At 70.1% G+C, this 21,077-nt stretch carries 19 protein-coding genes; 3 read left to right on the top strand and 16 right to left on the bottom strand.

Annotation, left to right across the window (positions count from 1 at the left end; all coding sequences use genetic code 11):
- Positions 1–25: 25 nt before the first annotated feature.
- From KRR26_RS18065 to kamD, 10 genes are all read right to left on the bottom strand, one after another.
- On the bottom strand, positions 26–955 hold the full coding sequence (locus tag KRR26_RS18065) for a hypothetical protein (RefSeq protein WP_120207865.1): 930 nt from the start codon (positions 953–955) through the stop codon (positions 26–28).
- Positions 956–1,222: 267 nt separating this feature from the next.
- On the bottom strand, positions 1,223–1,612 hold the full coding sequence (locus KRR26_RS18060; protein ID WP_120207863.1) for a hypothetical protein: 390 nt from the start codon (positions 1,610–1,612) through the stop codon (positions 1,223–1,225).
- A gap of 123 nt (positions 1,613–1,735) precedes the next feature.
- Positions 1,736–2,275 (bottom strand): hypothetical protein, encoded by a 540-nt coding sequence (locus KRR26_RS18055; protein ID WP_120207861.1) that lies wholly within the window; start codon positions 2,273–2,275, stop codon positions 1,736–1,738.
- A 118-nt stretch (positions 2,276–2,393) separates the two neighbouring features.
- Positions 2,394–3,188, bottom strand: a complete 795-nt coding sequence (locus KRR26_RS18050) for a class I SAM-dependent methyltransferase (RefSeq protein ID WP_217080393.1) — start codon at positions 3,186–3,188, stop codon at positions 2,394–2,396.
- Complete coding sequence (locus KRR26_RS18045) at positions 3,178–3,954, bottom strand: SDR family NAD(P)-dependent oxidoreductase (RefSeq protein ID WP_120207857.1); 777 nt, start codon at positions 3,952–3,954, stop codon at positions 3,178–3,180. Before KRR26_RS18045 ends, KRR26_RS18050 begins: the two co-directional genes overlap by 11 nt.
- 34 nt (positions 3,955–3,988) lie before the next feature.
- Positions 3,989–4,819 carry a 3-keto-5-aminohexanoate cleavage enzyme gene (kce, locus tag KRR26_RS18040; RefSeq protein ID WP_120207855.1) on the bottom strand — a complete coding sequence of 277 codons (831 nt, stop codon included), beginning with the start codon at positions 4,817–4,819 and terminating at the stop codon, positions 3,989–3,991.
- Positions 4,816–5,214, bottom strand: coding sequence for a 3-aminobutyryl-CoA ammonia lyase (gene kal, locus KRR26_RS18035; protein WP_199723837.1), 399 nt, complete (start codon positions 5,212–5,214; stop codon positions 4,816–4,818). Before kal ends, kce begins: the two co-directional genes overlap by 4 nt.
- On the bottom strand, positions 5,211–5,996 hold the full coding sequence (gene kamE / locus KRR26_RS18030) for a lysine 5,6-aminomutase subunit beta (RefSeq protein ID WP_120207853.1): 786 nt from the start codon (positions 5,994–5,996) through the stop codon (positions 5,211–5,213). Before kamE ends, kal begins: the two co-directional genes overlap by 4 nt.
- A 4-nt stretch (positions 5,997–6,000) precedes the next feature.
- On the bottom strand, positions 6,001–6,480 hold the full coding sequence (locus KRR26_RS18025) for a hypothetical protein (protein ID WP_120207851.1): 480 nt from the start codon (positions 6,478–6,480) through the stop codon (positions 6,001–6,003).
- The gene (kamD, locus tag KRR26_RS18020) at positions 6,477–8,027 is read right to left on the bottom strand and encodes a lysine 5,6-aminomutase subunit alpha (RefSeq protein ID WP_120208208.1); all 1,551 of its coding nucleotides are present in this window, start codon (positions 8,025–8,027) and stop codon (positions 6,477–6,479) included. Before kamD ends, KRR26_RS18025 begins: the two co-directional genes overlap by 4 nt.
- Before the next feature lie 344 nt (positions 8,028–8,371).
- On the opposite strand from kamD, the gene KRR26_RS18015 reads away from it, so the two are divergent.
- A complete protein-coding gene (locus KRR26_RS18015; protein WP_217080392.1) occupies positions 8,372–9,898 on the top strand; it encodes a catalase in 1,527 nt (508 codons plus the stop codon).
- Positions 9,899–9,999: 101 nt separating this feature from the next.
- Positions 10,000–10,605: an ankyrin repeat domain-containing protein gene (locus KRR26_RS18010; RefSeq protein ID WP_217080391.1), complete on the top strand. Its 606-nt coding sequence runs from the start codon at positions 10,000–10,002 to the stop codon at positions 10,603–10,605.
- Between the two features lie 10 nt (positions 10,606–10,615).
- Here KRR26_RS18010 and KRR26_RS18005 read toward each other — a convergent pair whose 3' ends face one another.
- Positions 10,616–11,221, bottom strand: coding sequence for a malonic semialdehyde reductase (locus tag KRR26_RS18005; protein WP_120207845.1), 606 nt, complete (start codon positions 11,219–11,221; stop codon positions 10,616–10,618).
- A 643-nt stretch (positions 11,222–11,864) separates the two neighbouring features.
- Between KRR26_RS18005 and KRR26_RS18000 the strand changes: the two genes are divergently transcribed.
- Entirely contained in the window at positions 11,865–13,637 is a 1,773-nt protein-coding gene (locus tag KRR26_RS18000) for a glycosyl hydrolase family 18 protein (RefSeq protein WP_328707161.1), read from the top strand.
- Positions 13,638–13,652: 15 nt separating this feature from the next.
- Here the strand turns inward: KRR26_RS18000 and kdd are convergent, their stop codons facing one another.
- The 5 genes from kdd to KRR26_RS17975 form a co-directional block, all read right to left on the bottom strand.
- Positions 13,653–14,684, bottom strand: coding sequence for an L-erythro-3,5-diaminohexanoate dehydrogenase (gene kdd / locus KRR26_RS17995; RefSeq protein WP_120207840.1), 1,032 nt, complete (start codon positions 14,682–14,684; stop codon positions 13,653–13,655).
- A 14-nt stretch (positions 14,685–14,698) separates the two neighbouring features.
- Positions 14,699–15,706, bottom strand: a complete 1,008-nt coding sequence (locus KRR26_RS17990) for an alpha/beta hydrolase (RefSeq protein ID WP_120207838.1) — start codon at positions 15,704–15,706, stop codon at positions 14,699–14,701.
- A 28-nt stretch (positions 15,707–15,734) separates the two neighbouring features.
- Complete coding sequence (locus KRR26_RS17985; RefSeq protein ID WP_199723836.1) at positions 15,735–16,706, bottom strand: uracil-DNA glycosylase; 972 nt, start codon at positions 16,704–16,706, stop codon at positions 15,735–15,737.
- A 70-nt stretch (positions 16,707–16,776) separates the two neighbouring features.
- Positions 16,777–18,003, bottom strand: a complete 1,227-nt coding sequence (gene coaBC, locus KRR26_RS17980) for a bifunctional phosphopantothenoylcysteine decarboxylase/phosphopantothenate--cysteine ligase CoaBC (protein ID WP_217080390.1) — start codon at positions 18,001–18,003, stop codon at positions 16,777–16,779.
- A gap of 52 nt (positions 18,004–18,055) precedes the next feature.
- Positions 18,056–21,037 carry a carboxypeptidase-like regulatory domain-containing protein gene (locus KRR26_RS17975; RefSeq protein ID WP_120207834.1) on the bottom strand — a complete coding sequence of 994 codons (2,982 nt, stop codon included), beginning with the start codon at positions 21,035–21,037 and terminating at the stop codon, positions 18,056–18,058.
- Positions 21,038–21,077 lie beyond the last annotated feature (40 nt).

Below are 21,077 nucleotides of genomic sequence, written 5' to 3'. Positions count from 1 at the left end.
CGGCGGGTGGCACGAGCCCCCGCCGTCAGAGGTCCACGGGACTGGAGGACGCCTCGGACGAGCCGAACGTGCCATCGCCTCGCAGCTCTCGAACCACGTCCTTGCGCTTGAGGCTCAAGGCGCGAATGGCGCCATCCGGCCGCATGCAGTAGATGACCGTCTGGCCGTGTGCTCCTACGCACACCGTGCCCAGCTGCGGGTAGAGCATCACCATCGACAGCTCGGTCTCCAGCGGCCCTGCGATGAGCACGTGCGTGTGGACCGAGCTGGTGGGATGGTTCCCTTCCGCGTCCTCGCTCATGTCCACGGGGATCATGCCCTGGTGCAGGGCGACCTCCTCGCGCACGGTGCGGCCATCCAGACTGAAGCGGAAGCGGAAGTCCCCACCGAGCAGGAAGCGCTCCGGGTCCGTCATGCCCTGCATCACATACACGGTGATGCCGTCGGAGTCCTCGAACACGACGGGATTCATCTGACGACGCCCGTGCACCTTGAAGGTGCGCTCGGTGGCCGCGTTCACCGCGCGCGCCAGCCCGTCGAACGACGCGGGCAGTTCGCCCACGGGCAAGGCTTCCATCTCCTCCGAGAACTCGACGGGCGCGCGGTAGGCGTAGACCGGGACGAAGCGCTCACCGCCCTCCATGTGTCCGAAGACGGAGTACCAGGCGTTGCCGCGCGCCACGGTGAAGAACATCCCCAGCCCCGAGGTATCCAGGTCCTGGCGTTCGCTCAGCAGATCCGAGGCTCGGATGGCCCCCTGCTCCGACGCGACGATGGCCCGAGCCCGCGCCTGGATGCGCACCAGCTCCGACTCGTCGAGGAGCGTGTCCGGAAAGGTCTTGGAGACCGCTGGGGCCGCGTCCTGAGCAGGCCCCTGCGAGTTCGGTGAGGCCGCTCGGTGTGCGCCACAGCCCAGGGTGAGGAGTGCCACCGAACCGAGAAGCGCGCGACGCATGGAGACTCCGAAGCAGCGAGGAGCCACCAGTCTGCGCCACCCGCTCGCGGACGTCACGAGACACGCCTCGGTCCGCGGGCGCATGCCGCGCCACACGGCACCGTGGGCCCGCGGAGCCCCCACTGCACTGCGAGCTGGGCTCACGGAGCAACCGGGCACTTCAGGGCATGGCCGCCAGGGGCCGTGGAGCGCGCGGACACGCCGCTGCGCGAGGGGCTCGCGGAACGCAGAGGACTCCGCGGCCCCGTGCCTCTTCAGTCCGCGGGCCTATGCGCCCTGAGGACGGGGCGCCACCGCGGCGCGGATTCGCTCCTGGAGCGAGTGGCGACGCTCGCGGAACTGCTCGCGCTGGGCCTCGGTGAGCGGCGCGCCCTTGGACTCGCGCGCGGCCTTCATCTCGTCGCGGAGCTGACGGGCTTCGGTCTTGAATTGCTCGGCCTGGGCCTGGCTCAGGCGGCCCTCGGACACGCGGCGATCCAGCCGATGCTCCAGCTTCGCGAGGCCGTGCCCCCCACGGTGCCCCCCGTGGCCGCGGTCGGAGTGCTCGCACGTGGTGGTGGCGGGCGAGCTCGACGTCGTGGGCGCCTGCTGAGCAAGCGCGGGGAGCGAGAACAGCGCGACGGCGAGCGTGGCACGGAGAAGGGATGACGAACGCATGGCGGGTTCCTCTTTCGCTGGGGAGCACCGCGCCTCGACAGGGAGGCGCGGCGCTCGTTTCACAGGGAAGAACCCACGGGGCTCGGGAAGGTTAAATCCACGGCCAACCCCGAGTGGCGGCGCCTACTGGGTGATGCAGTCACCCATGTCGTAGTTGAAGTCCTGGCGCGGCGTGTGGCCCGGGTCCTGGTTGATGAGCGCGACGTTCAACTCCGTGTACGTCACCTCCTGCGAGCTGCCGATGACCGTCTGGGTGCGCACGTTGCGCGTGGTGGACACCACCACCTTGCCGATCGATCCGTTCGGCTCCACGCGGTAGCAGTTCAGGATGTGCGGATCGGACGCCGCCACGCGACACGTGGTGTACTGACCAAAGACCGTGCGCTTCTCGAACGTGCAGCGGCAGTCCCACGGATCGTACTCCTCCGTGACGGTCGCGGCCTCATAGCCCCCCGAGGCCGTGCGGACGATCTCGATGAACGAGCCGTCCTGCGGCTGCTCGCAGTACAGCAGCGTGTTCGAGGTCACGCGGTCCTTCCTGCTCGCAACCTTGGCCGCGGTGGTGTCGCCCTTCGGCGCCTGCTGCGGCGCGGGATCACAGCCCAGGCCCAGCATGGCGCAGCCCAGAACGAGGACAGAAGGGAGCTTCCAGGAGAAATGCATTCGCGTTCCTTTGGGAGAGGTCCGGAACGGTCCGGACCGCTTGCATGGGAGCTTTTCCGGCTTCCTCACGCAACACCCATTTCGGTGGAATGGGTGCGCCAGGAACGTGACACGCGCGCTACGGCCGAGTGGGCTTCAGCGCGCGCGTAGCAATGAAGGGAGAGAGGAATTCGGAGAGGCGATCTCCCTCCTCGTACTTGTCCTCGTACAAGCCGATGAGGTGGAAGCCCGCCTCCGTCTGTCCGCCGAGCTGTTCCTCCAACGAGTGGGCCACGCACAGGGGCTCGCCCTTGTCCGAGTACCGGCGCCGCTCCTCATCCGTCAGACTGGTGAAGTCCGAGTACGGCATCGTGTACTTCAGTTGCAACTGTCCCTGCTCCTGCAACACCGGGTCGAAGAGGAAGCTGACCGGATTGCAGACGCCGGAGAGGAGCGTGCCCCCCGGGCGCAGCACGCGGAAGGCTTCCTTCCACACGGGGCGAATCGCATCCACGAAGACGTTGGAGCATGGATGGAAGAGGAGGTCGAAGCTCTCATCCGCGAAGACAGACAGGTCTCGCATGTCGCCTTCGATGAGCCGGAGCGTCAGCCCCTCGCGCTCGGCCACCTTGCGGTCCTGCCCGAGTTGCGCGGGCGAGTTGTCGAACACGGTGACGTCCGCGCCCGCCGCCGCGAGCACGGGGCCCTGCTGGCCGCCTGCGCTCGCCAATCCCAGCACCTTCTTGCCCGTGAGGTCTCCGAACCAGGACCTCGGAACCGGCCGGGTCGGCGTCAGCACCACCGACCACTCGCCCCGGCGCGCCGCGGCGATGACCTCGGGTCCCACGGGCAACGTCCAGCGGTTCTGCCCCTTGGCGACCTCTTGATTCCACGCCTCGCGGTTGTACGCGCGCACATCCACTTCAGCCTTCATGCAACACCCGTCCTTCCATGCCACCGGCAACGGTGATGACCTCGCCGGTGACGTGACCGCTGATCCGGTCTGACGCGAGCGACACCACCACTCGCGCCACGTCCTCGGGCTGTCCCACCTTGCGCAGCGGCATGGTCCGGGTGACGCGCCCCACGAACGCAGGGTCGTCCAGCTTGTTGCGGTGGCGGTCCACCGCCGTCCACCCTGGGCACACCACGTTCACCCGGCCCAGCGGCGCGATTCGGCCCAACTCGTTCTTCAAGCTCTTGAGGAATCCACCCGCCAGCGCGCCCTTCGCCGCCGCGTAGTCCGCGTGGCCCGCCTCGCCAAACAGGCCCGCCGTGGAGCTGATGATGACGATGCTGCCCGAGCCGGTGGTGGCCACGTGCCGAAGAAAGGCGCGGCAGCTCAGGAACACGCTGTCGAGGTTCTCGGCCAACGTGCGCCGCCACCGGGCCAGCGACATCTGCCACACGGCCTCATCGGCGGCAGGCCACACGCCCGCGTTGCACACGAGCACGTCCAGGCGCCCCAGCCCGGCCACCGCGGCGGGGACGAGCGCATCCACCTCGGCCTCCATCGTGAGGTCCGCGCGCACCGCCACGCCGCCCACTTCCCGCGCCAGCTCCGCCGCCTTGGCGACGTTGGCGTGGTGATGGACCGCCACGCGCGCGCCCTCCTCCGCGAAGGCGCGCACCAGCGCGGAGCCGATGCCGCCCGCGCCTCCTGTCACCAGCACGCCGTGGCCGCTCAGCCCCGTATCCATGTGTCTGTCTCCCTCGACGTCGCTGGCGCGGGCGCTAGCCCAGGCGCAGCAGTTGGCGCGCCTGCTCGGGCGTGGCCAGCTCACGGCCGTGCGCCCTGGCGCGCCGGACCGCGTCCTGCACCAGCTCCCAGTTGCCCTTCGCGAGCACGCCCTTGGACACGTAGATGTTGTCCTCCAGGCCCACGCGCGCGTTGCCGCCCCGCTTCGCCGCCTCCTCCACGTAAGGCAGCTGGAAGCGGCCCACGCCCGCCACCGTCCAGGTGGAGTGCTCGGGCAGCGAGGCGATCATGAAGTCCAACACCTCGGGCCGGGCCTGGAGCGTGCCCGGCACGCCGAGCACGAAGTCGAAGTGCGCCGGCAGCTCGACGAGCCCCTCCTTCGCCAGGTAGCGCGCCTCGTCGATCATCCCGACGTCGAAGCACTCCAGCTCCGGCCGCAGGCCCGCCCCGCGAATGCGCCTGGCGATGTCGCGAACGAGCGGACGCGGATTCCAGAAGACCTCCTCGCCGAAGTTCACCGTGCCCGTGGTGAGCGTGGCCATGTCCGGCCGGTCCGCGCCCGTGAGCGTCAGCGGCCCACAGCGCTCGTCCACCGTCATGCCCACCGCGCCGCCCGTGGACGTCTGGATGAGCACGTCCGTGCGCTGACGAATGGCGCGAATGGCGGCGCGGAACAGCTCCGCGTCCTGCGAGGGCTTGCCGTCCGCGGTGCGCACGTGCAGGTGCACCATGGCGGCGCCCGCCTCGCGGCAGCGGACCGCGTCCTCGGCGATCTCCTCGGCGGTGATGGGCAGGTGCGGTGTCTGCGCGCGCGTCGTCTCCGCGCCCACCATCGCCGCGGTGATGACCATGGGGGGCAGGCTCATCGCGCGCCTCGCTGCTTGTCCTTGGGCACCACGCAGGTGCCCGTGGCGCGGCACACCACCACGGGCTCGGCCAGCACGTCGGCCGCGGAGTCGTTCACGTCCGTGCGCGGACGGATGACCTTGCGCGCCTCGAAGCGCATCTTCCGGGACGTGTTGCCCTCGGAGAGAATCTCGCCCTCGGCCTCGATGAAGTCCCCGGCGTACACCGGCGCGAGGAACTCCACCGCGTCATAGGCGCGGAAGAGGCCCTCGTCGCCATCGGCGCGGATGCACAGCTCGGTGGCCACGTCGCCGAACAGGCCGAGCATCCGAGCCCCATCCACCAGATTGCCGCCGTAGTGCGCATCATGGCTGCTCATGCGCAGGCGGATGACCGCCTTCATTCCCGTGGTCACTGCGGCTCTCCCTGGTAGTGCGCGTCCGCGGACTCCTTGCCCATCTTCTTGAGCAAGGCGTGAACGATGTAGTTGGCCACGTCGGACGGCTTGGTGCCCGGGCCGAAGCCCGCGTCGAAGCCCAGCTCCAGCGCCAGCTTGTGGTCCACGCGCGGGCCGCCCAGGAGCAGCTGCACCTTGCCGTGGATGCCCGCGGCCTTGGCCGCGTCAATGAACTGGCGCGAGTTGTCCTTGTGCACGTCGCGCTGGGTGACGACCTGCGACACCAGGATGGCGTCGGCGTTCTTCGCCAGCGCCTTCTTGATGAGGTCCTCGTTGGGGACCTGGCTGCCCAGGTTGAACGCCTCGAACCCGGGGTAGCGCTCCAGGCCGTAGTCGCCCGCGTAGCCCTTCATGTTCAGGATGGCGTCAATGCCCACCGTGTGCGTGTCCGTGCCGGTGCACGCGCCGAACACGACGATGCGCCGCCCGACCTTCTCCTTGATGAGGCCGTTGAGGTCATCGAAGCCCATCTTGCGGACGATGACCTCGGGGACGTCGATCTCCGAGTAGTCGAGGTACATGCCCGAGCGGGCGTACACGATGAAGAACGTGTACGCGTCCGCGGCGCGCTCGGCGGCGGCCACCTTCACGTCCGTGAAGCCCATCTTGCGGGCGAACACGGCCGCGGCCTCCTTGGCCTTCTCGGACAGCGGCACCGGCAGGGTGAAGGAAATCTGCACCACGCCGTCGTCGCGACGGTCTCCGTAGGGACGGATGATCTGCTTGCTCGGCTTCACCATCGGCTCACTTCCCCCCTGCGCGCGTGAACGTCACGCTCGTGCCCACCTTCTGGGCCAGCGGCGCGAAGCGGTCCTGCTTGCCCTGCTCCAGATGGAAGACCACCGACCAGGTCGTCTTCCCGTTGCAGCCCACGTACGTCACGGTCTGCACCGCGCCGCTGCCATCCGCGGCCGTGTCCGAGTCCGACCGCGTGGCCGCCGGCTGACCGCCCACCGAGAGGCGCGTCCAGCCCGTGCCGCCAATGGAGCGAACAATCTTGTCCACGCAGACCTGGGCCTTCATGCCCGCGGTCTGCACCGCGCCCACGTCCACCAGGAAGTAGGCGTCCCCGGACGGCGCCAGGAACTTGTCCGAGCCGTCCGCCATCGAATGGGTCCACGCCGCCGGGACCTTCAGCGAGATGGACTTCACCGGGTACGCCGACAGCGCATCCGCCGAGCCGCCCGCGGCCAGCATCAACGACAGAAAGGTGCCGACCATCATGACGCCTCCAGGAGTTCCAGGAACGGGTTGAAGTAATCCGGCGCCTTCTCCAGCACGCCATCCAGGCCCTTGCCGCCGGTCTCCTCGCGCTTCACGTCGCCGAAGCGGCCCTTGCCGATGGCGGCCACCATGCCCTCGTCACGGCACTCCTGGAGCAGCTCCATCGCCTTGGCGAACACCTCGCGCGCGCGGTTGGCGACCTTGCCGTCCTCGCGGATGGTGAACTCCTCGTCGATGCCTCGCGCCGCGCGGTGGATGTACGCCGCGGACTTGAGCGCCACGAAGCGGTCCGCGAGCAGCGGCGTGTGCATGGCCTCGGTCATCATGCCGAGCAGCTGGATGCCCTGCCGCGTCCAGATGGCCACCAGGTCCGCCATCACGTCGTACGCGTGGCTGAAGAAGATGTCCGTCTCCTTGTGCTTGGTGGGCGGCATGTACTTCAGCGGCGCGTCCGGGAAGCAGCGGCGCACCAGCATGGCCTGCGACAGCTCCAGGAGGAGCGTGTCGTCGCGGTATGGATCGATCTCGTACGAGTGGCCGATGCCGAGCTGCCAGTCCTTGAGGCCCGCGCGCTTGGCGAACGACTCGTTGATGAACTGGCTGGCGATGACCGTGTGGGCCGCGTCGTAGGCGTCGGCCGTGGTGATGTAGTTGTCCTCGCCGGTGTTGATGATGATGCCGGCGAGCGCGCAGATGCGGCGGCTGAAGTACTGGTCGATGAACGTCCGACGCATGTTGATGTCGCGGAAGAGGATTCCGTACATCGCGTCGTTGAGCAGCATGTCCAGCTTCTCGTAGGCCGCGCAGAAGGCGATCTCCGACATGCAGAGGCCGGACGAGTAGTTGGTGAGCTGGATGTAGCGCTTGAGCTTGCGGCTCTCGTCATCCAGGGCCTCGCGCATGACGCGGAAGTTCTCCTGGGTGGCGTAGGTGCCGCCGTAGCCCTCGGTGGTGGCGCCGTGGGGCACGTAGTCCAACAGGGACTGGGCGGTGGAGCGGATGACCGCGATGACGTCCGCGCCCGCCTGGGCCGCCGCGCGCGCCTGGTCCACGTCGTCGTAGATGTTGCCGGTGGCGACGATGACGTACTTGTGCGGCGCCGGAGACATGGGGAACTGCTTGCGCAGATCGTCTCGCTGGCTGATGCGCGCGCGCATGTCTTCCATGGCCGCGCGGGCCTCGGCGCGGACTTCCGCGCGGAGGTTCTGCTCCATCTCCGGAGACAGCGCGGCCAGCTTCTCGGTCGGCAGCGCGGTGAGGCGCTCCACGGCCTCGAGCGGACTCTTCGCTCCCAGTTGGAGGGCCCGGCCGTACCAATAGGCGGCCCCCTTGTTGAGCACCCCGGCGGCCTTCAGCTTGTCGACCATCAGGTTGGCGAGCGGCACCCCGCGCGCCCCGGCACCCGAGATGCCGAAGAACCGAAGAACGGTGCGCTCGATAGAAACGGTGGTGTTGCGGCGGATGAGGTCGAACGTCGGGTTGACGATCTCCTCCGCCAGCGTGCGCGCATGAGCTATCTGCGCGTCGTCGATGAACGGGCCTGGCATGCGCGGCACCATACCCGCCAAAGGGTCGGAAGTGCTCAAGAAACCCGGCACGCCACCCCCCTCCAAGGTCCTCAATTTCCAAGGCTCGCATGCTCGCCGCACCGCGCCGTGAAACCGCGCGCCCGTGAAACCGGGCCGGGCGTGCGCCTTCTGGTGGAGCGCACCTCCTTCACCGATATCCCGGTGCATCGCCACACCGAAATCCCGGTTCATGCACCGATGGGCCGGTGAACTCAGCTCCCAGTCCGCAGCCAAGCTCTCGGATTCATTGAAGTCGCGACGACGGCACGCGGGCTGCTCAAGGGGTCGGTCGCAGCGCCCCTCTTCCCCACTGGAGCCCTCGCATGAAAGTCCGTTCGTTTGTCCTCGCGGCCCTGTTCGCTGGCACTCCGACCCTGGCGGCCGGCACGCCTCCTCCCCTCACGACCGACTCTGGAGCGCCCGCGGGCACCAACCAGAGTTCCAAGACGGCGGGCCCTCGCGGCGGCGTGCTGCTGGAGGATTTCCACCTCATCGAGAAGCTCGCGCGGTTCGATCGCGAGCGCATCCCCGAGCGCGTGGTGCATGCGCGCGGCGTGGGCGCGCACGGCACGTTCGAGAGCTACGGCGACTTCTCGCAGCTGACGCGCGCATCCCTCTTCTCGGCCAAGGGCAAGAAGACGCCGATGTTCGTGCGCTTCTCCACGGTCATCCATCCGAGCGGCTCGCCGGAGACGCTGCGCGACCCGCGAGGCTTCGCCCTCAAGTTCTACACGGACGAGGGCAACTGGGACCTGGTGGGCAACAACCTGCCCGTCTTCTTCATCCGTGACGCCATCAAGTTCCCGGACATGGTGCACAGCCTCAAGCCGTCGCCCGTCACCAACCGGCAGGACCCCAATCGCTTCTTCGACTTCTTCTCGCACGTGCCCGAGTCGACGCACATGCTCACGCAGGTCTACTCGGACCTGGGCATCCCGGCGAACTACCGCCAGATGAACGGCCACGGCGTGCACGCCTTCAAGTTCGTCAACGCGAAGGGCGAAGTGCGCTACGTGAAGTTCAACTGGAAGTCGCAGCAGGGCGTGCAGAGCCTCACCGCCGAGGACGCCACCCGCGTCGCGAGCCAGGACTTCCAGCACGCCACGCAGGACCTCTACACCGCGGTCCAGCAGGGCAGGTTTCCCGCGTGGGAGCTGAGCGCGCAGGTGCTGGATCCCAAGGACCTGGACGCGTTCGCGTTTGATCCGCTCGATGCCACCAAGGTCTGGCCCGAGGCCAAGGTGCCGTCCGTGAAGCTCGGGAGGTTCACGCTCAACGCCATGCCGGACAACTTCTTCGAGGAGACGGAGCAGGCCGCCTTCTCCCCCGGCGTCGTGCCGCCCGGCATCGAACCCTCCGAGGACCGCCTGCTGCAAGGCCGCCTCTTCGCGTACGCGGACACGCAGCGCTACCGCATTGGCGCCAACTACCTGTCGCTGCCGATCAACCGCGCGCAGGTCCCCATCCACAACAACAACCAGGGCGGAGCGCTCAACCCGGGCCACACGAAGTCGGACGTCAACTACGAGCCAAGCGTCACGCGCGAGACGGCCGACGCCCCGGTGTACCTCTTGTCGAACGCGCCCCTGACGGGCACCACCCAGCAGCGACCCATCGACAAGGCGGACAACTTCTCGCAGGCGGGTGACTTCTACGCGGCGCTCAGCGCCCCCGAGAAGGAGCGCCTCGTGAAGAACCTGGCCGCGGACCTGGGCCAGGTGCGCGACGCGAAGGTGAAGGCGCGCATGGTCGGCTACTTCTACAGCGCGAATATCGACTACGGCACGCGGCTCGCCAAGGCCGTGGGCGTGAAGCTGGACGACGCCCGCGCCACGCTGGCCACGCGGTAGGCCGCGCGCCCCTCGGCGGACATCGTGTCGCGGGGCTCCCCCTTCCTTCCCCCTGCCCTCGCGCGCGGCCTCGGTCCGCGCGAGGGCCCTTGGAGGTCGTCATGGTTCGCAAGGTGTTGCTCGGTGTCGTGGGGCTCGCGGGTGTGGTGTGCCTGCTGATGGTCGCAATGTGGTGGTCGCTGCGGGCGCCGCCGCATGGGGGGCGATTGCTAGCGACGAGCGAGGCGGAGCGCTACCTGTTGGCCGCCGCGCGCGAGGGTGACACCGAGGTGGTTGCGGGGCTCGTGAAGGCGGGGACTCCCGTGGACGCCCGCGACTCGCGCGGCTTCTCCCCGCTCATCCTCGCGGCCTATCACGGGCACGTGGAGACGGTGCGGGCGCTCATCGCCGCGGGCGCGGATGCGTGCGCGGGAGACAACCGCGGCAACACCGCCCTCATGGGTGCGGCATTCAAGGGCCATGCGGACATCGTCGCGGTGCTCCAGGAGCAACCGTGCGCGGTGGATCAAACCAACGGCCTGGGCCAGACGGCCTTGATGTTCGCCGTGCTCTTCGGCCGCGACGACGTGGCTCGCCAACTGCGCGGCCATGGCGCATCCACTTCGGTCCGCGACGCCAGTGGACGCAGCGCGGAGGACTGGTCTCGCACCCAGACGCCAGAGTCCCCCGTGGCGCCCGCCGCGAACGACACGACCGCCACGCGGTGAGCCGCCGCCGCTACTCGATGCGGCAAGCCTCTTCGAAGTCGAGCCTCGGGTTGCGCGGGAAGAGCTTCGTCGCGTCACCGTGCCCGAGGTTGAGCAGGAAGACGGTCTTCCACTTCCCGTCGGGGAAGAACTCGGCGTCGACCTTGCCCGCGTCGAAGCCGGCCATGGGGCCGCAGTCGAGCCCCAACGCACGCGCGGCCATGATGAGGTAGCCGCCCTGGAGTGAGGCATTCACCACGGCCGTCTGGGCGCGCGCCGCGGGCGGCATGTTCGCGAAGCCCGTGCGCATGTCTCTCGCGGGGAAGAGCTTCGGGAGCTTCTCGTAGAACTCGGTGTCGTAGGCGAGGATGGCCGTGACGGGCGCCGTCATCGTCTTGTCCACGTTCCCCGGAGTCAGCGCGGGCTTGAGCCGCGCCTTCGCCTCGGGGCTCTTCACGAAGACGATGCGCAGGGGCTGCGCGTTGGCCGCCGTGGGTGCCATGCGGGTCAGCGCGTACAGCTCGCGCAACACCGAGTCCGCCACGGGCTCGTCGTGCCAGACGAAGTGCGTGCGCGCGTCGCGAAAGAGTTGATCCAACGCCGAGGCGGCGAGTGTCGGGGTCGTCTGCACGGTCATGGAGATTCCCTCGGTGGCGAGTCGCGCCCCAAACGTAAGCACGTCGCTCCAACTTGCTCCGGCCGCTCGCTCGCGCACGCGGACAGCCGACGCGGGCGCCAGGGCAGGCCTCCGCCCGACTGGCCCGTTGCCCCATGCGAGCCGCGCGAGGCGTCGCGCGTGGAGCCGCCGCGCGCATCGACGTCGGACCGCGCGTGCAGACTCGCACCATGACTTCTGGACAGCGCGCCGCCTCCTTCGCACCGGTGGCGCGTGCGACCCGGGTCAATGCCTCTCACGCGCCCCACGTGACGTCGGAGCCGACCTCCCAGTCGAACGCGCTCGCCACGCAGTCGTCACGTGCGAGGCCTCACCGCGCCCACGCGAGCTGGCGTAGCGTCCATGGCCGTCATCGCCTCCCCGCGAGGCCGCGTCGCGCGCCCCCAAGCCCATCCCCAGCAGGCGATGGCGCCAGCCGGAAGAGGACGCGCCCACGCGCGCAGGACCCACTCAACCTGTCGGGTACTCGCCGCAGGAACGGCTTTGGAGGCATGGAAGACGCCTTCAGCGTTTTCCAAGCAACCCACGGACAAGCCGTCATCTTCCGCGCTTGACTCGACCTACACGTCTGTCCACATATTCCAGTATCGCTGGAGGTATTCTAGTGAAGAAGCAAGTCGCGAATCCGTGGTGCAGTTGGATGGGCGGAGTGCTGGGGGTGATGTTGACCGCATGCGGGCCGGCGAATGGAGGCCACACTGGGCCTGAGAATGGACCGCCCGGAGCACCGACCGCGGTATCGGCGCAGGCGGGCGATGCGCTGGCGTTGCTGACGTGGAGGGCACCCGCCGCCGATGGCGGAGGACCGCTGCTCTACTATGTGGTGCGGTGCAATCCCGACTGTGGCGGCGCGCTGGTGTCCGCGCCGGACGTGCAGGCCACCGTGCGCGGCCTCAACAACGGGCAGCCGTATGTCTTCAGCGTCACCGCCGTGAACGAGTTCGGCGAGAGCGAGTCCTCCGTCGAGACCGTGCTCGTCACGCCGCAAGCGGGCATGGCCATTCCCTCCCCCACCATCCCGGGCCAGCCTCGAGCGGTGCGCGCGACGGCGGGCAATGGGCAGGCCTTCGTGAGCTGGCTGCCCCCCGCGAGCTTTGGCGGCCAGGCCCTCCAGAGCTACCGCATCACCGCGAGCCCGGGCGGCGCGTCGGTGACGGTGAACGCGCCGTCGTCGAGCGCGGTGGTGACGGGCCTGAGCAACGACACCGCCTACGCGTTCGAGGTCGTGGCGCTGAACGCCTCGGGCGAGGGCCCCACGATTCGCTCGGGCGAGGTCCGGCCGCGCTCGGGCGGACTGCCGGCGAACTGGGTGATGGGCTACTACGTGGGCTATCAGCGCGGCCTCTATCCGGTGGACACCGTGGATCTCTCGCTGCTCACGCACCTCGCGGTGGGCCGCGTGCGCCCCCGCGCGGATGGCTTCCTCATCACGGACTTCGACGTGAGCGCGACGGAAGGTCCGCTCATGGCGCGCAAGCTGACGGACCGCGCCCACAAGGCGGGCCGCAAGGCCATCATGATGCTGGGCGGCATGGGCGAGCATGACGGCTTCGTGGGCGCCGCGTCGGCCGCGAGCCGCCCGTACTTCGTACGAAACATCCTCACGACGATGACCGAGCTGGGCTTCGACGGCGTCGACGTGGACTGGGAGCCCATCAACCTGCCGCCGCAGGGGAACGATGGACAGCTCCTGCTCGCGCTGCTCGATGACCTGCGCGCCGCGCGGCCCGACATCCTCATCACCGTGCCGGTGGGTTGGGTGAACTCCAACTTCAAGATGAGCGACGCGGACAAGACCTTCGCGCGAGACCTGGCAGCGCGCGTGGACCAGATGAACGTCATGTCCTACGTGATGAGCGGCAACTGGGGTGGCTGGCAGAGCTGGCACTCGAGCGCCCTGCTCGGGGAGGACTCGCACCACCCCACGTCCGTCTCCAGCTCCGTGCTCGCCTACCTGGACGCGGGCGTGCCTCGGGGGCGGCTGGGCATGGGGATCGGCTTCTTCGGGTCGTGCTGGCGCGGGGTGACGGCGCCGGGCACGCCGCTCGATGACCGCACGGTGTTGGAGCAGCAGAGCGACAACGCCATGAGCTACGCCAACATCATGACCTGGTACTACACGCCGGACGCGCTGCGCTGGGACGAGACGGCCCAGGCCAGCTACCTGAGCTTCCCGTCCGCGGCCGGGCCCCAACACTGCAACTACGTGTCGTTCGAGGATCCCCGCTCGGTGTCCGCCAAGGGACGGTGGGCGCGCGAGCAGGCCCTGGGAGGCACCATCATCTGGACCATCAACCAGGGCCACCTGCCCAACGCGCCCGCCGGGCAACAGGACCCACTGCTCCAGGCGGTCTACACCTCGTTCCTGGCGCAGTGAGTCCTTGGGACGCGCTCAGACGTAGCGCGTCTCGAAGAGCTGGCGCAGCGCGGGCTCGGTGCGCAGGAGCTCCAGGGTGAGGCTGGCGTGGCCGGGGACGTAGCCATTGCCCACGAGCATGGTGACGTCCTTGCCCACGCCCTCGGCGCCCAGGGCCGCCGCGGTGAAGCTGGTGGCCATGGAGAAGAAGATGGCCGTGCCGCCATCCTTGACGGAGAGGATGGTGGCCATCTCCGTGTTGCCCACGCTGGCGCAGTTGACCACCAGGTCGCAGAGCTGACCGCCCGTGGCCTGGCTCACCGCCTCCATCACGTCCACGCCCTGCGTGGCGTCCACCTTCAGGGTGGTGTCACACAGGCCAATGGCGGACAGCGCGTCGAGGGCCTTCTGGGAGATGTCCAGGGCCAAGAGGCGCCCGCGGCTCTCCAGGTTGCGCCGCGCCTGGGCGAGACACAGCGCGCCGCTCTTGCCCGCGCCCAGCACCGCCACCGTCATGCCCGGGCGCACGTGCCGCGCCACCAGCGCGGGAGCGCCGCACACGTCCAGCGCCGCGAGCGCCAACGTGTCCGGAAGGTCCGACGGCAGCTTGGCGTAGATGCCGCTGGCGAACAGCAGGGCGTGGCCGCGGATGTCCAGGCGATCAATCTCCGGGTGCACCGCCTTGACCTCGTCGATGACGAGCGGCGTGAGCGTGAGGCTCACCAGCGTGGCGATGCGGTCGCCCACCTGCAGCACGCCGCGCGCGGGGTGCCTGACGCCCAGCTCCTTCACGCGGCCAATGAGCATGCCGCCCGAGCCGGTGACGGGGTTCTGCATCTTGCCGCGCTCGCGGACGATGTCCTGGATGCGCGCGGCGATACGGGCCGTGTCGCCGCCCACCTCGTCCTTGATCTGCTTGAAGGACGCCGCGTCGATGTTGAGGCTCTCCACATCGATGAGCAGCTCCGACTCGCGGCACGGCAGCGAGGCGTCCAGCGTGCGCGCGCGCTGCGGCAGCACGCCCTTCTCCCCGACGACGCGGGACAGTCCATACACGTCGATGCTCATGGTCCCCTTCTCCCTCATTCCCGAGCCAGCCGCGGCATCACCACCGCCAGCGAGCGCTCGAAGCGGTACGACACTCCCGTGTGGCCATCCTCGAACTCCTCGTGCACCAGCTCGACGCCGGCGCCCTTGAGGTCCTCGGCCATCATCCGAGTGCCCCAGCGCAGGTTGAACTCGTCGCGGGTGCCACAGTCGAGGAACACCGTCTTCAGCTTGCGGAAGGCATCCAGGAACTTGGGAACGAAGCGCACCGGATCGTGCACGAGCCAACGGTTCCACACGTCCGAGCGCAGCCGCGCCGTCTGAAGGTCGAAGGGCAATTCCAGGTTGAGCGGCTCGCCCTTCTTCGGCGAGTACGCGGCGGCCATCGCCAGGATGTTCACCACGGGGAAGTCCTCGCCCCGCGCCTTCGTCTCGCGCACGCGCTTCTTGAAGTCCGCGAACCACGCCTCCACCCCGCCCGCCTTCAGCAGCGCGGCGGCGGCCTTGGGCAGGTCTGGCAGATAGCAATACTCGAAGTACGCATCGGCCGCGTGCGCGCCCAGGTGCGAGAACAGCTCGGGGTGATAGCGGCCCATCATCAGCGCGCCGTAGCCACCCGAGCTGTGCCCCACCACCGCGCGAGCAGCGGCCTTGGGCAGCGTGCGCCACGTGCGGTCCACGAAGCCGACCACGTCCTTGGCCACGTAGTCGCGATAGCGCCCCAGCGCCTCGCTGTTCATCCACTGGCTGCCGCCCAGCGAGGTCCACCCGTCGGGGAACACACCGATGGCGGGAGGCACCTCGCCGGACGCGATGAGCGCATCCAGTCGCTCGGGCACGGTGGGCGCGAAGCCCGCCGCGTTGGTCCAGGAGCCCGCCCCGTTGCCGAAGGCGTGCAGGAAGTAGACGACCGGGTAGCGCCGCTCGTCCTCGCCGTACCCCGGCGGCAGGTACACGGTCAGCCGGCGCCGGGAGGGATCGCCCAGCGGGTTGGACTCCAGCGCGACTGACTGCAGCTCGCGGCTCTCGAGTGTTCCCTTCATCCGTGTCTCCCCCTCCGGGGCCCCTCGCTCACGCGCGAGAGCCCGGGAGCTTTCCGAAGAGCTTCATCACCTGTTGCAGGTCCTCCCACGCCTTGCGCTTCTCCGCCGCGTTGCGCAGCAGGTAGGCCGGGTGGAAGGTGGGCATGAGCTGCACGCCCTCGTACATGCGCCACGTCCCCCGCATCCGGGTGATGGGCGTGGAATCGCGCAGCAGCGTCTGCGCCGCGAACTTGCCGAGCGCCACGATGACCTTGGGCTGCAGCGCCAGGAGCTGCGAGCGAAGGAAGGGCTCGCACGCGGCGATCTCCTCCGGCTCCGGGTTGCGGTTGCCCGGCGGTCGGCACTTCACGACGTTGCAGATGTAGACGTCGTCGCGACGGAAGCCCATCGCCTCGATCATCTTCGTGAGCAGCTCGCCCGCCGCGCCCACGAACGGCACGCCCTGGAGGTCCTCGTTCTCGCCTGGGCCCTCGCCCACGAAGACGAGCTCCGCGCGCGGGTTGCCTGAACCGAACACGATGTTCTTGCGCCCGCTGCACAGCTTGCAGCGCTTGCAGTCCCCCAGCTCGCGGCGAATCTGATCCAACGTGGGTCGCTCGCCCTCCACCACGCCCGGCAGGCTCGCCGCCGCCCGGGCGGGTTGCTGAGGCACATCCACCAGCATCCCCGCGCTCGGGGGCGGCCGGGCTGGAGCGCGCGGCGAGGACGAAGCGGGAGGCGCGGCGCGCGGGGGCTCGGCGGGAGGCGGCGCGGACGGTGTCGCGCGCGGAGGCTCCGCTGGAGCCATGGCGCGCGCTGGCGCGGACTCAGCGGGCTTCGCGCGGGGCAGCATGGCGCGCATCGACGAGGCGGCCCGCTGCTGCTGCCGAAGCTCCGCGGCCACCTGGGCGTCGACCAGGAGCGCCCGCCCACCAGTCTCCTCCTGCCAGAGCAGGTGGCGGCGCACGTCCTGAAGCACGGCGGCCAGCTCCTGCGCGGATTCGAGCGTCTCGTCGTTCACGGTGGGGTGGATCGGTAGCGGAGCAGGCCCCGGGAGGCAAGGAGACACCGCTCCGAGAATGCCCCCACGCTTAGCCCACGGGGGGCGCTCGCGCCACAAAGAGCGCGGCCAGGAGGCTCCGGGCCACGTCGCGCTTGGTGCCCTCGAACACCTGCTCGGCGCCCGCGCGCGTCAGCAGCGTGACGCGGTTCGTCTCGGTGCCGAACCCCGCCCCGGGCGCCGTCACGTCGTTGGCGACGATGGCGTCCAGGCCCTTTCGCTCGAGCTTCTCGCGCGCGTGCCGGAGCACGTGCTCGGTCTCGGCCGCGAAGCCCACCAGCAGGGGCCGCCGCGCGGCGCTCGCCACCCGACGCGAAGCCTCCAGCAGCACGTCCGGGGTGCGCACCAGCCGCAGCGTCTCCGGGGTCTCCCCCTTCTTCACCTTCTGCGGCGCCCGCGTCTCGGGGCGCCAGTCACTCACCGCCGCGGTGGAGATGAAGACATCCACGGACTCCACGCGCGAGAGGACCTCACGCGCCATGTCCTCCGCGCTCTCCACGTCCACCACGTCCAACCCGGTTCGGTCCACCGGCCCCACGGGCCCCAGCACCACCGTGACGCGCGCCCCCAGCGCACGCGCCTGCTGCGCCAGGGCCATCCCCATCTTCCCGGTGGAGGGGTTGGAGATGAAGCGAACGGGGTCGAGGTACTCACGCGTGGGCCCAGCCGACACGAGGACATGCCGCCCGTGCAGCGGCCCCGTCTCCAGCCGCGCGGCCACCGCCTCGACGATGTCCCGGACCTCGGCCAGCCGCCCCGCCCCCACGTCGCCACAGGCCAGCATCCCAGCCCCGGGCCCCACCGCGCTGAACCGCGGGCTCGCGAGCAGGACCGCCACGTTCTCCTGGGTTCGCTCGTTGTCCCACATCGCCACGTTCATGGCGGGGGCCACGACGACGGGGCCGCGGAAGGCGAGCAGCGAGGTCGTCACCGCGTCATTGCCCAGGCCCGCGCGCAGGCGCGCCAGCAGATCCGCGGTGGCGGGGGCGACGACGTAGGCCTCGGCCCAGCGGGCCAGGTCCAGGTGCCCGAAGTTCCCTTCCTGCGCGGGGTCGAAGTAGTCCGTGAGCACGGGGTGCCCGGAGAGCGCCTGGAAGGTCAGTGGGGTGACGAACTGGCGGGCGGCCTCGGTCATGGCCACGCGCACCTCCGCGCCCGCGCGGCCCAGCTCCCGCACCAGCTCACATGCCTTGTACGCCGCGATCCCGCCCCCCACGCCCACGACCACCCGGCGGCCCTTCAGTGCCGATGCGTCCATGGGCCATTCCTTACGCGCCGCCCCGTCGCCTCGCAACCGAGCCGATCCCCTGTTACTCCAGCAGGGACACCTCGCCGCGCGCCGGCACCTCGACCACGCGCACCACGGGGCCCTTTCCGGGGCTCTCCGTGTGGAAGTTGCCCCACACCACGGTGTAGCGCCCGGGGGCGAGCCCCTGGACGACCACGCGCTCGGTGAGCGGCTGGTAGATAAGCTGGGCCCAGCGCGAGCGCAGCAGCTCCACGGGAGGATTGCCCACCCCGGGGACCTCGCCCGCCACCACCCACAGGGCCTTGCCGTGCGCGGGCGCGACCATGAGCGTGAGGCTGGCGCTCCCGGGCACCGGCCCCAGGTCCAGGCGCATGTCCGAGCCGGCCACCTGCACCACCAGCGCCGGCTGCTCCGGTGACTCCCGAGGGGTCGGATCCCCCACCGCGAACCGGTAGTTGCCCGGCTCGAGGTCCGCGCTGTAGCGCCCATCCGCGCCGGTGATGAGGGACACCGACTCGCTCCGGTCCGCGTTCATGCCGTCCACCTGGATGCCCGCGGCGGGCTGCCCGTTCGAGAGGAACACGCGCCCGGTCAGGTGCGTGGCCGGGCGCAGGGAGACCTCGATGGGCGCCGAGCCCCCCCGAGGCGCGGCCTGCGTCCCGCTCAGCCGGCCCTTTCGCGCGGACACGGTGAACTGCGAGACATAGGGGGGGCTGGTGAGCGTGAAGCGCCCATCCGGGCCCGAGAGCACGGACTCGTCACACACGTCGCACGTCACCACCGCGTCCGCCACGGCCGTGCCGCTCTCGTCCCGCACCCGCCCCGAGACAGTCTGCGCCTTCTCCAGCACCACGTCGCCCAGATCCTCGCGCGCGGGCAGGTCCACCATGGTGGGCTCGTAGCCCGCCGCCTCCACCGCGGCGATGACGCGGTCTCCGGCGCGAGGCAGCGGCAGCTCGAAGCGGCCGTCCTCGCTGGCCACGTCGTGTTCGTCCACGCGGAAGCGGCGCACCGCCTGGCCGTCGCTGCCGACCACGCGGCCCCGGAAGACATCGCGCCGCCGCAGCGTCACGCGCACGGGCGGGCCACCCGGACGGCCTTCGGGCCGCTCCAGCAAGTCGTAGCGGGGGTGATGCACCTCGATGCGATACGCGCGCTCCGCCTTGAGCGAGCGGAACTCGAAGTGGCCGCGCGCGTCGGACTGAACCGGCTCGGCGCCGCGGGGGATGAGGCTGAGCATCGCCTCGGGCACCGGCGCGCCCTGCTCGTCCACCACATCACCGCGCAGCGGCGCCCCCGCGTCCAGCTCCACCGCGAGCCTGGCCGTCTGGCCCTCCACCACCGTCACCTGCTGACGATCCGAGGGGACGTACTCTGGATGCGTCACCACCAACCAGTACGTCGCCGCGGGCAGGCCGCGCATGGGCACCACGCCATCCGAGCCCGAGGAGCGGTCGCTGCGGAAGATGCCGTCCTGCTCCACCCACATCATCACGTCCGCCCCCTCCACCCGGCGGCCCCCACTGGACACCGTCACCTCCAGCGCGGCGTGCGGCTCCAGCGACAGCTCCACCCCCGAGGCGGGCGCGGTGACCTTGACCTTCCCGCCGCCCCACTCCGAGTGGTGCGCGTGCAGCTCATAGAGCCCTGGCATCGGCACCTGCGCGACAAAGCGCCCGTCCGCATCCGCCAGCACCGCGTCCCCCGTGGGGTTCACCAGCACGGAGACATTGGCCGCGGGGCGCCCGTACTCATCGAGGACCTGCCCGCTGATGGTGGTGGCCCGAGACATCTCCACTTCGAGTGAGGTCTCGCCCTTGGCCACGCGCGCGGGCACCTGGTTGTCCTTGAAGCCCTCCGCGCGCACGTTCACCACGTAGTCGCCGTAGGCCAAAGGCCCCAGGTCCGCGAGCGCGCCCGTCTCCAGGCGATCCCTGCGCAGCAGCTCGTTGCGCACGGTGCGAAGGATCAGCTCCGGCTTCGGCACGGGCTGCCCCTCTTCGTCCACCACCGTGACGAGCAGCCGCCCCGCTTCCTCCAGCTCCAAGGTCACCTGGGTGACGCGCTCGGAGAGCATCACGGTCCGCGGCGCCGAGCCCAACCCCGGCGCCTCCGCGGTCACCACGACCTCGTCCGGATACAGCCCGGTGAACTGGAGCGGAGGCCCTTCCGTGCGCTGCTCTCGCGACAAGTGGTCGCCGCGGATCCGCACCAGCGCCGGCGCGGGCTGCCCCTTGCGCGTGACGCGCACCTCCAGCGTCCGCGAAGGCGCCAGCACGAGCCGCAGCGCCTGCGGCCCGGCCTCCACCTGCGGCTCGGCCGTGGGCTGGAAGCCCGCCGCGGTGGCGAGCACATAGAACGGCCCCTCGCCCAGCCCACTCAGGGAGAACGCGCCATCCGCGCCGGCAGCCACTTCGAACGGCAGGGGCACCTTGCGAGACACCGCCCGGACCCGAGCGCCCGCGACGGGTCGCCCCGCGTCATCCACCACGAGCCCCGTGATGGCACGCAGCGGCGGCAGGAACAGCTCCACCGGCTCACCCGGAGCGGCCCGGTCGCGCAGGGCCACGCCCAGCCCGGGCGCCCGAGCCCAGACGGAGAACGACACGCCCACCAGATGCTCGAACCGGAAGCGGCCCTCCGCGTCCGAGCGAGCCGTGGCCCGCGCCGTGAGGAAGCCGCGCTGCTGCTCGAAGAACGCCAGCGTGTGGAGCGTGGACTCGTGGGCCGCGCACGCCAGCAGCGCCTGGCCACACTCATCACAGCGCACATCCACCAGGGTCCGCTCGGCGGAGGCGGCCAGCGACACCTCGGCGCCCTCCACGGGCCTGCCCGCCGAGTCCAACACCCGGCCCGTGAGCGCCAACCCCTCGCCCTCGCCCGACGTCACCTGCACCGCGGCGAAATCAGGGAGCGAACGGGGCGAGACCGACCCAGGGGCGGCGTCTCGGCGGGCGGCGGGGGCAACGCGGGGCCAGAAGGCCGCGACCAGGGCGGCGACCAGCGCGACGGCCACCCCGCCTATGAAGACCCATTTGCGCATGCGCACGCGGCCCGAGACCTTACCTCGCGGCCGGCCCGGA

The organism is Citreicoccus inhibens (genome assembly GCF_019039035.1).
Lineage (GTDB): Bacteria > Myxococcota > Myxococcia > Myxococcales > Myxococcaceae > Citreicoccus > Citreicoccus inhibens.
Note: the sequence above shows the minus strand (reverse complement) of the source record. Positions and strands in the feature narration are given on the sequence as shown.

Coding starts and splice junctions, on each gene's coding strand:
- KRR26_RS18065 (WP_120207865.1), bottom strand. CDS start 955: ATGCGTCGCGCGCTTCTCGGTTCGGTGGCACTCCTCACCCTGGGCTGT.
- KRR26_RS18060 (WP_120207863.1), bottom strand. CDS start 1,612: ATGCGTTCGTCATCCCTTCTCCGTGCCACGCTCGCCGTCGCGCTGTTC.
- KRR26_RS18055 (WP_120207861.1), bottom strand. CDS start 2,275: ATGCATTTCTCCTGGAAGCTCCCTTCTGTCCTCGTTCTGGGCTGCGCC.
- KRR26_RS18050 (WP_217080393.1), bottom strand. CDS start 3,188: ATGAAGGCTGAAGTGGATGTGCGCGCGTACAACCGCGAGGCGTGGAAT.
- KRR26_RS18045 (WP_120207857.1), bottom strand. CDS start 3,954: ATGGATACGGGGCTGAGCGGCCACGGCGTGCTGGTGACAGGAGGCGCG.
- kce (WP_120207855.1), bottom strand. CDS start 4,819: ATGAGCCTGCCCCCCATGGTCATCACCGCGGCGATGGTGGGCGCGGAG.
- kamE (WP_120207853.1), bottom strand. CDS start 5,996: ATGGTGAAGCCGAGCAAGCAGATCATCCGTCCCTACGGAGACCGTCGC.
- KRR26_RS18025 (WP_120207851.1), bottom strand. CDS start 6,480: ATGATGGTCGGCACCTTTCTGTCGTTGATGCTGGCCGCGGGCGGCTCG.
- kamD (WP_120208208.1), bottom strand. CDS start 8,027: ATGCCAGGCCCGTTCATCGACGACGCGCAGATAGCTCATGCGCGCACG.
- KRR26_RS18015 (WP_217080392.1), top strand. CDS start 8,372: ATGAAAGTCCGTTCGTTTGTCCTCGCGGCCCTGTTCGCTGGCACTCCG.
- KRR26_RS18010 (WP_217080391.1), top strand. CDS start 10,000: ATGGTTCGCAAGGTGTTGCTCGGTGTCGTGGGGCTCGCGGGTGTGGTG.
- KRR26_RS18005 (WP_120207845.1), bottom strand. CDS start 11,221: ATGACCGTGCAGACGACCCCGACACTCGCCGCCTCGGCGTTGGATCAA.
- kdd (WP_120207840.1), bottom strand. CDS start 14,684: ATGAGCATCGACGTGTATGGACTGTCCCGCGTCGTCGGGGAGAAGGGC.
- KRR26_RS17990 (WP_120207838.1), bottom strand. CDS start 15,706: ATGAAGGGAACACTCGAGAGCCGCGAGCTGCAGTCAGTCGCGCTGGAG.
- coaBC (WP_217080390.1), bottom strand. CDS start 18,003: ATGGACGCATCGGCACTGAAGGGCCGCCGGGTGGTCGTGGGCGTGGGG.
- KRR26_RS17975 (WP_120207834.1), bottom strand. CDS start 21,037: ATGCGCAAATGGGTCTTCATAGGCGGGGTGGCCGTCGCGCTGGTCGCC.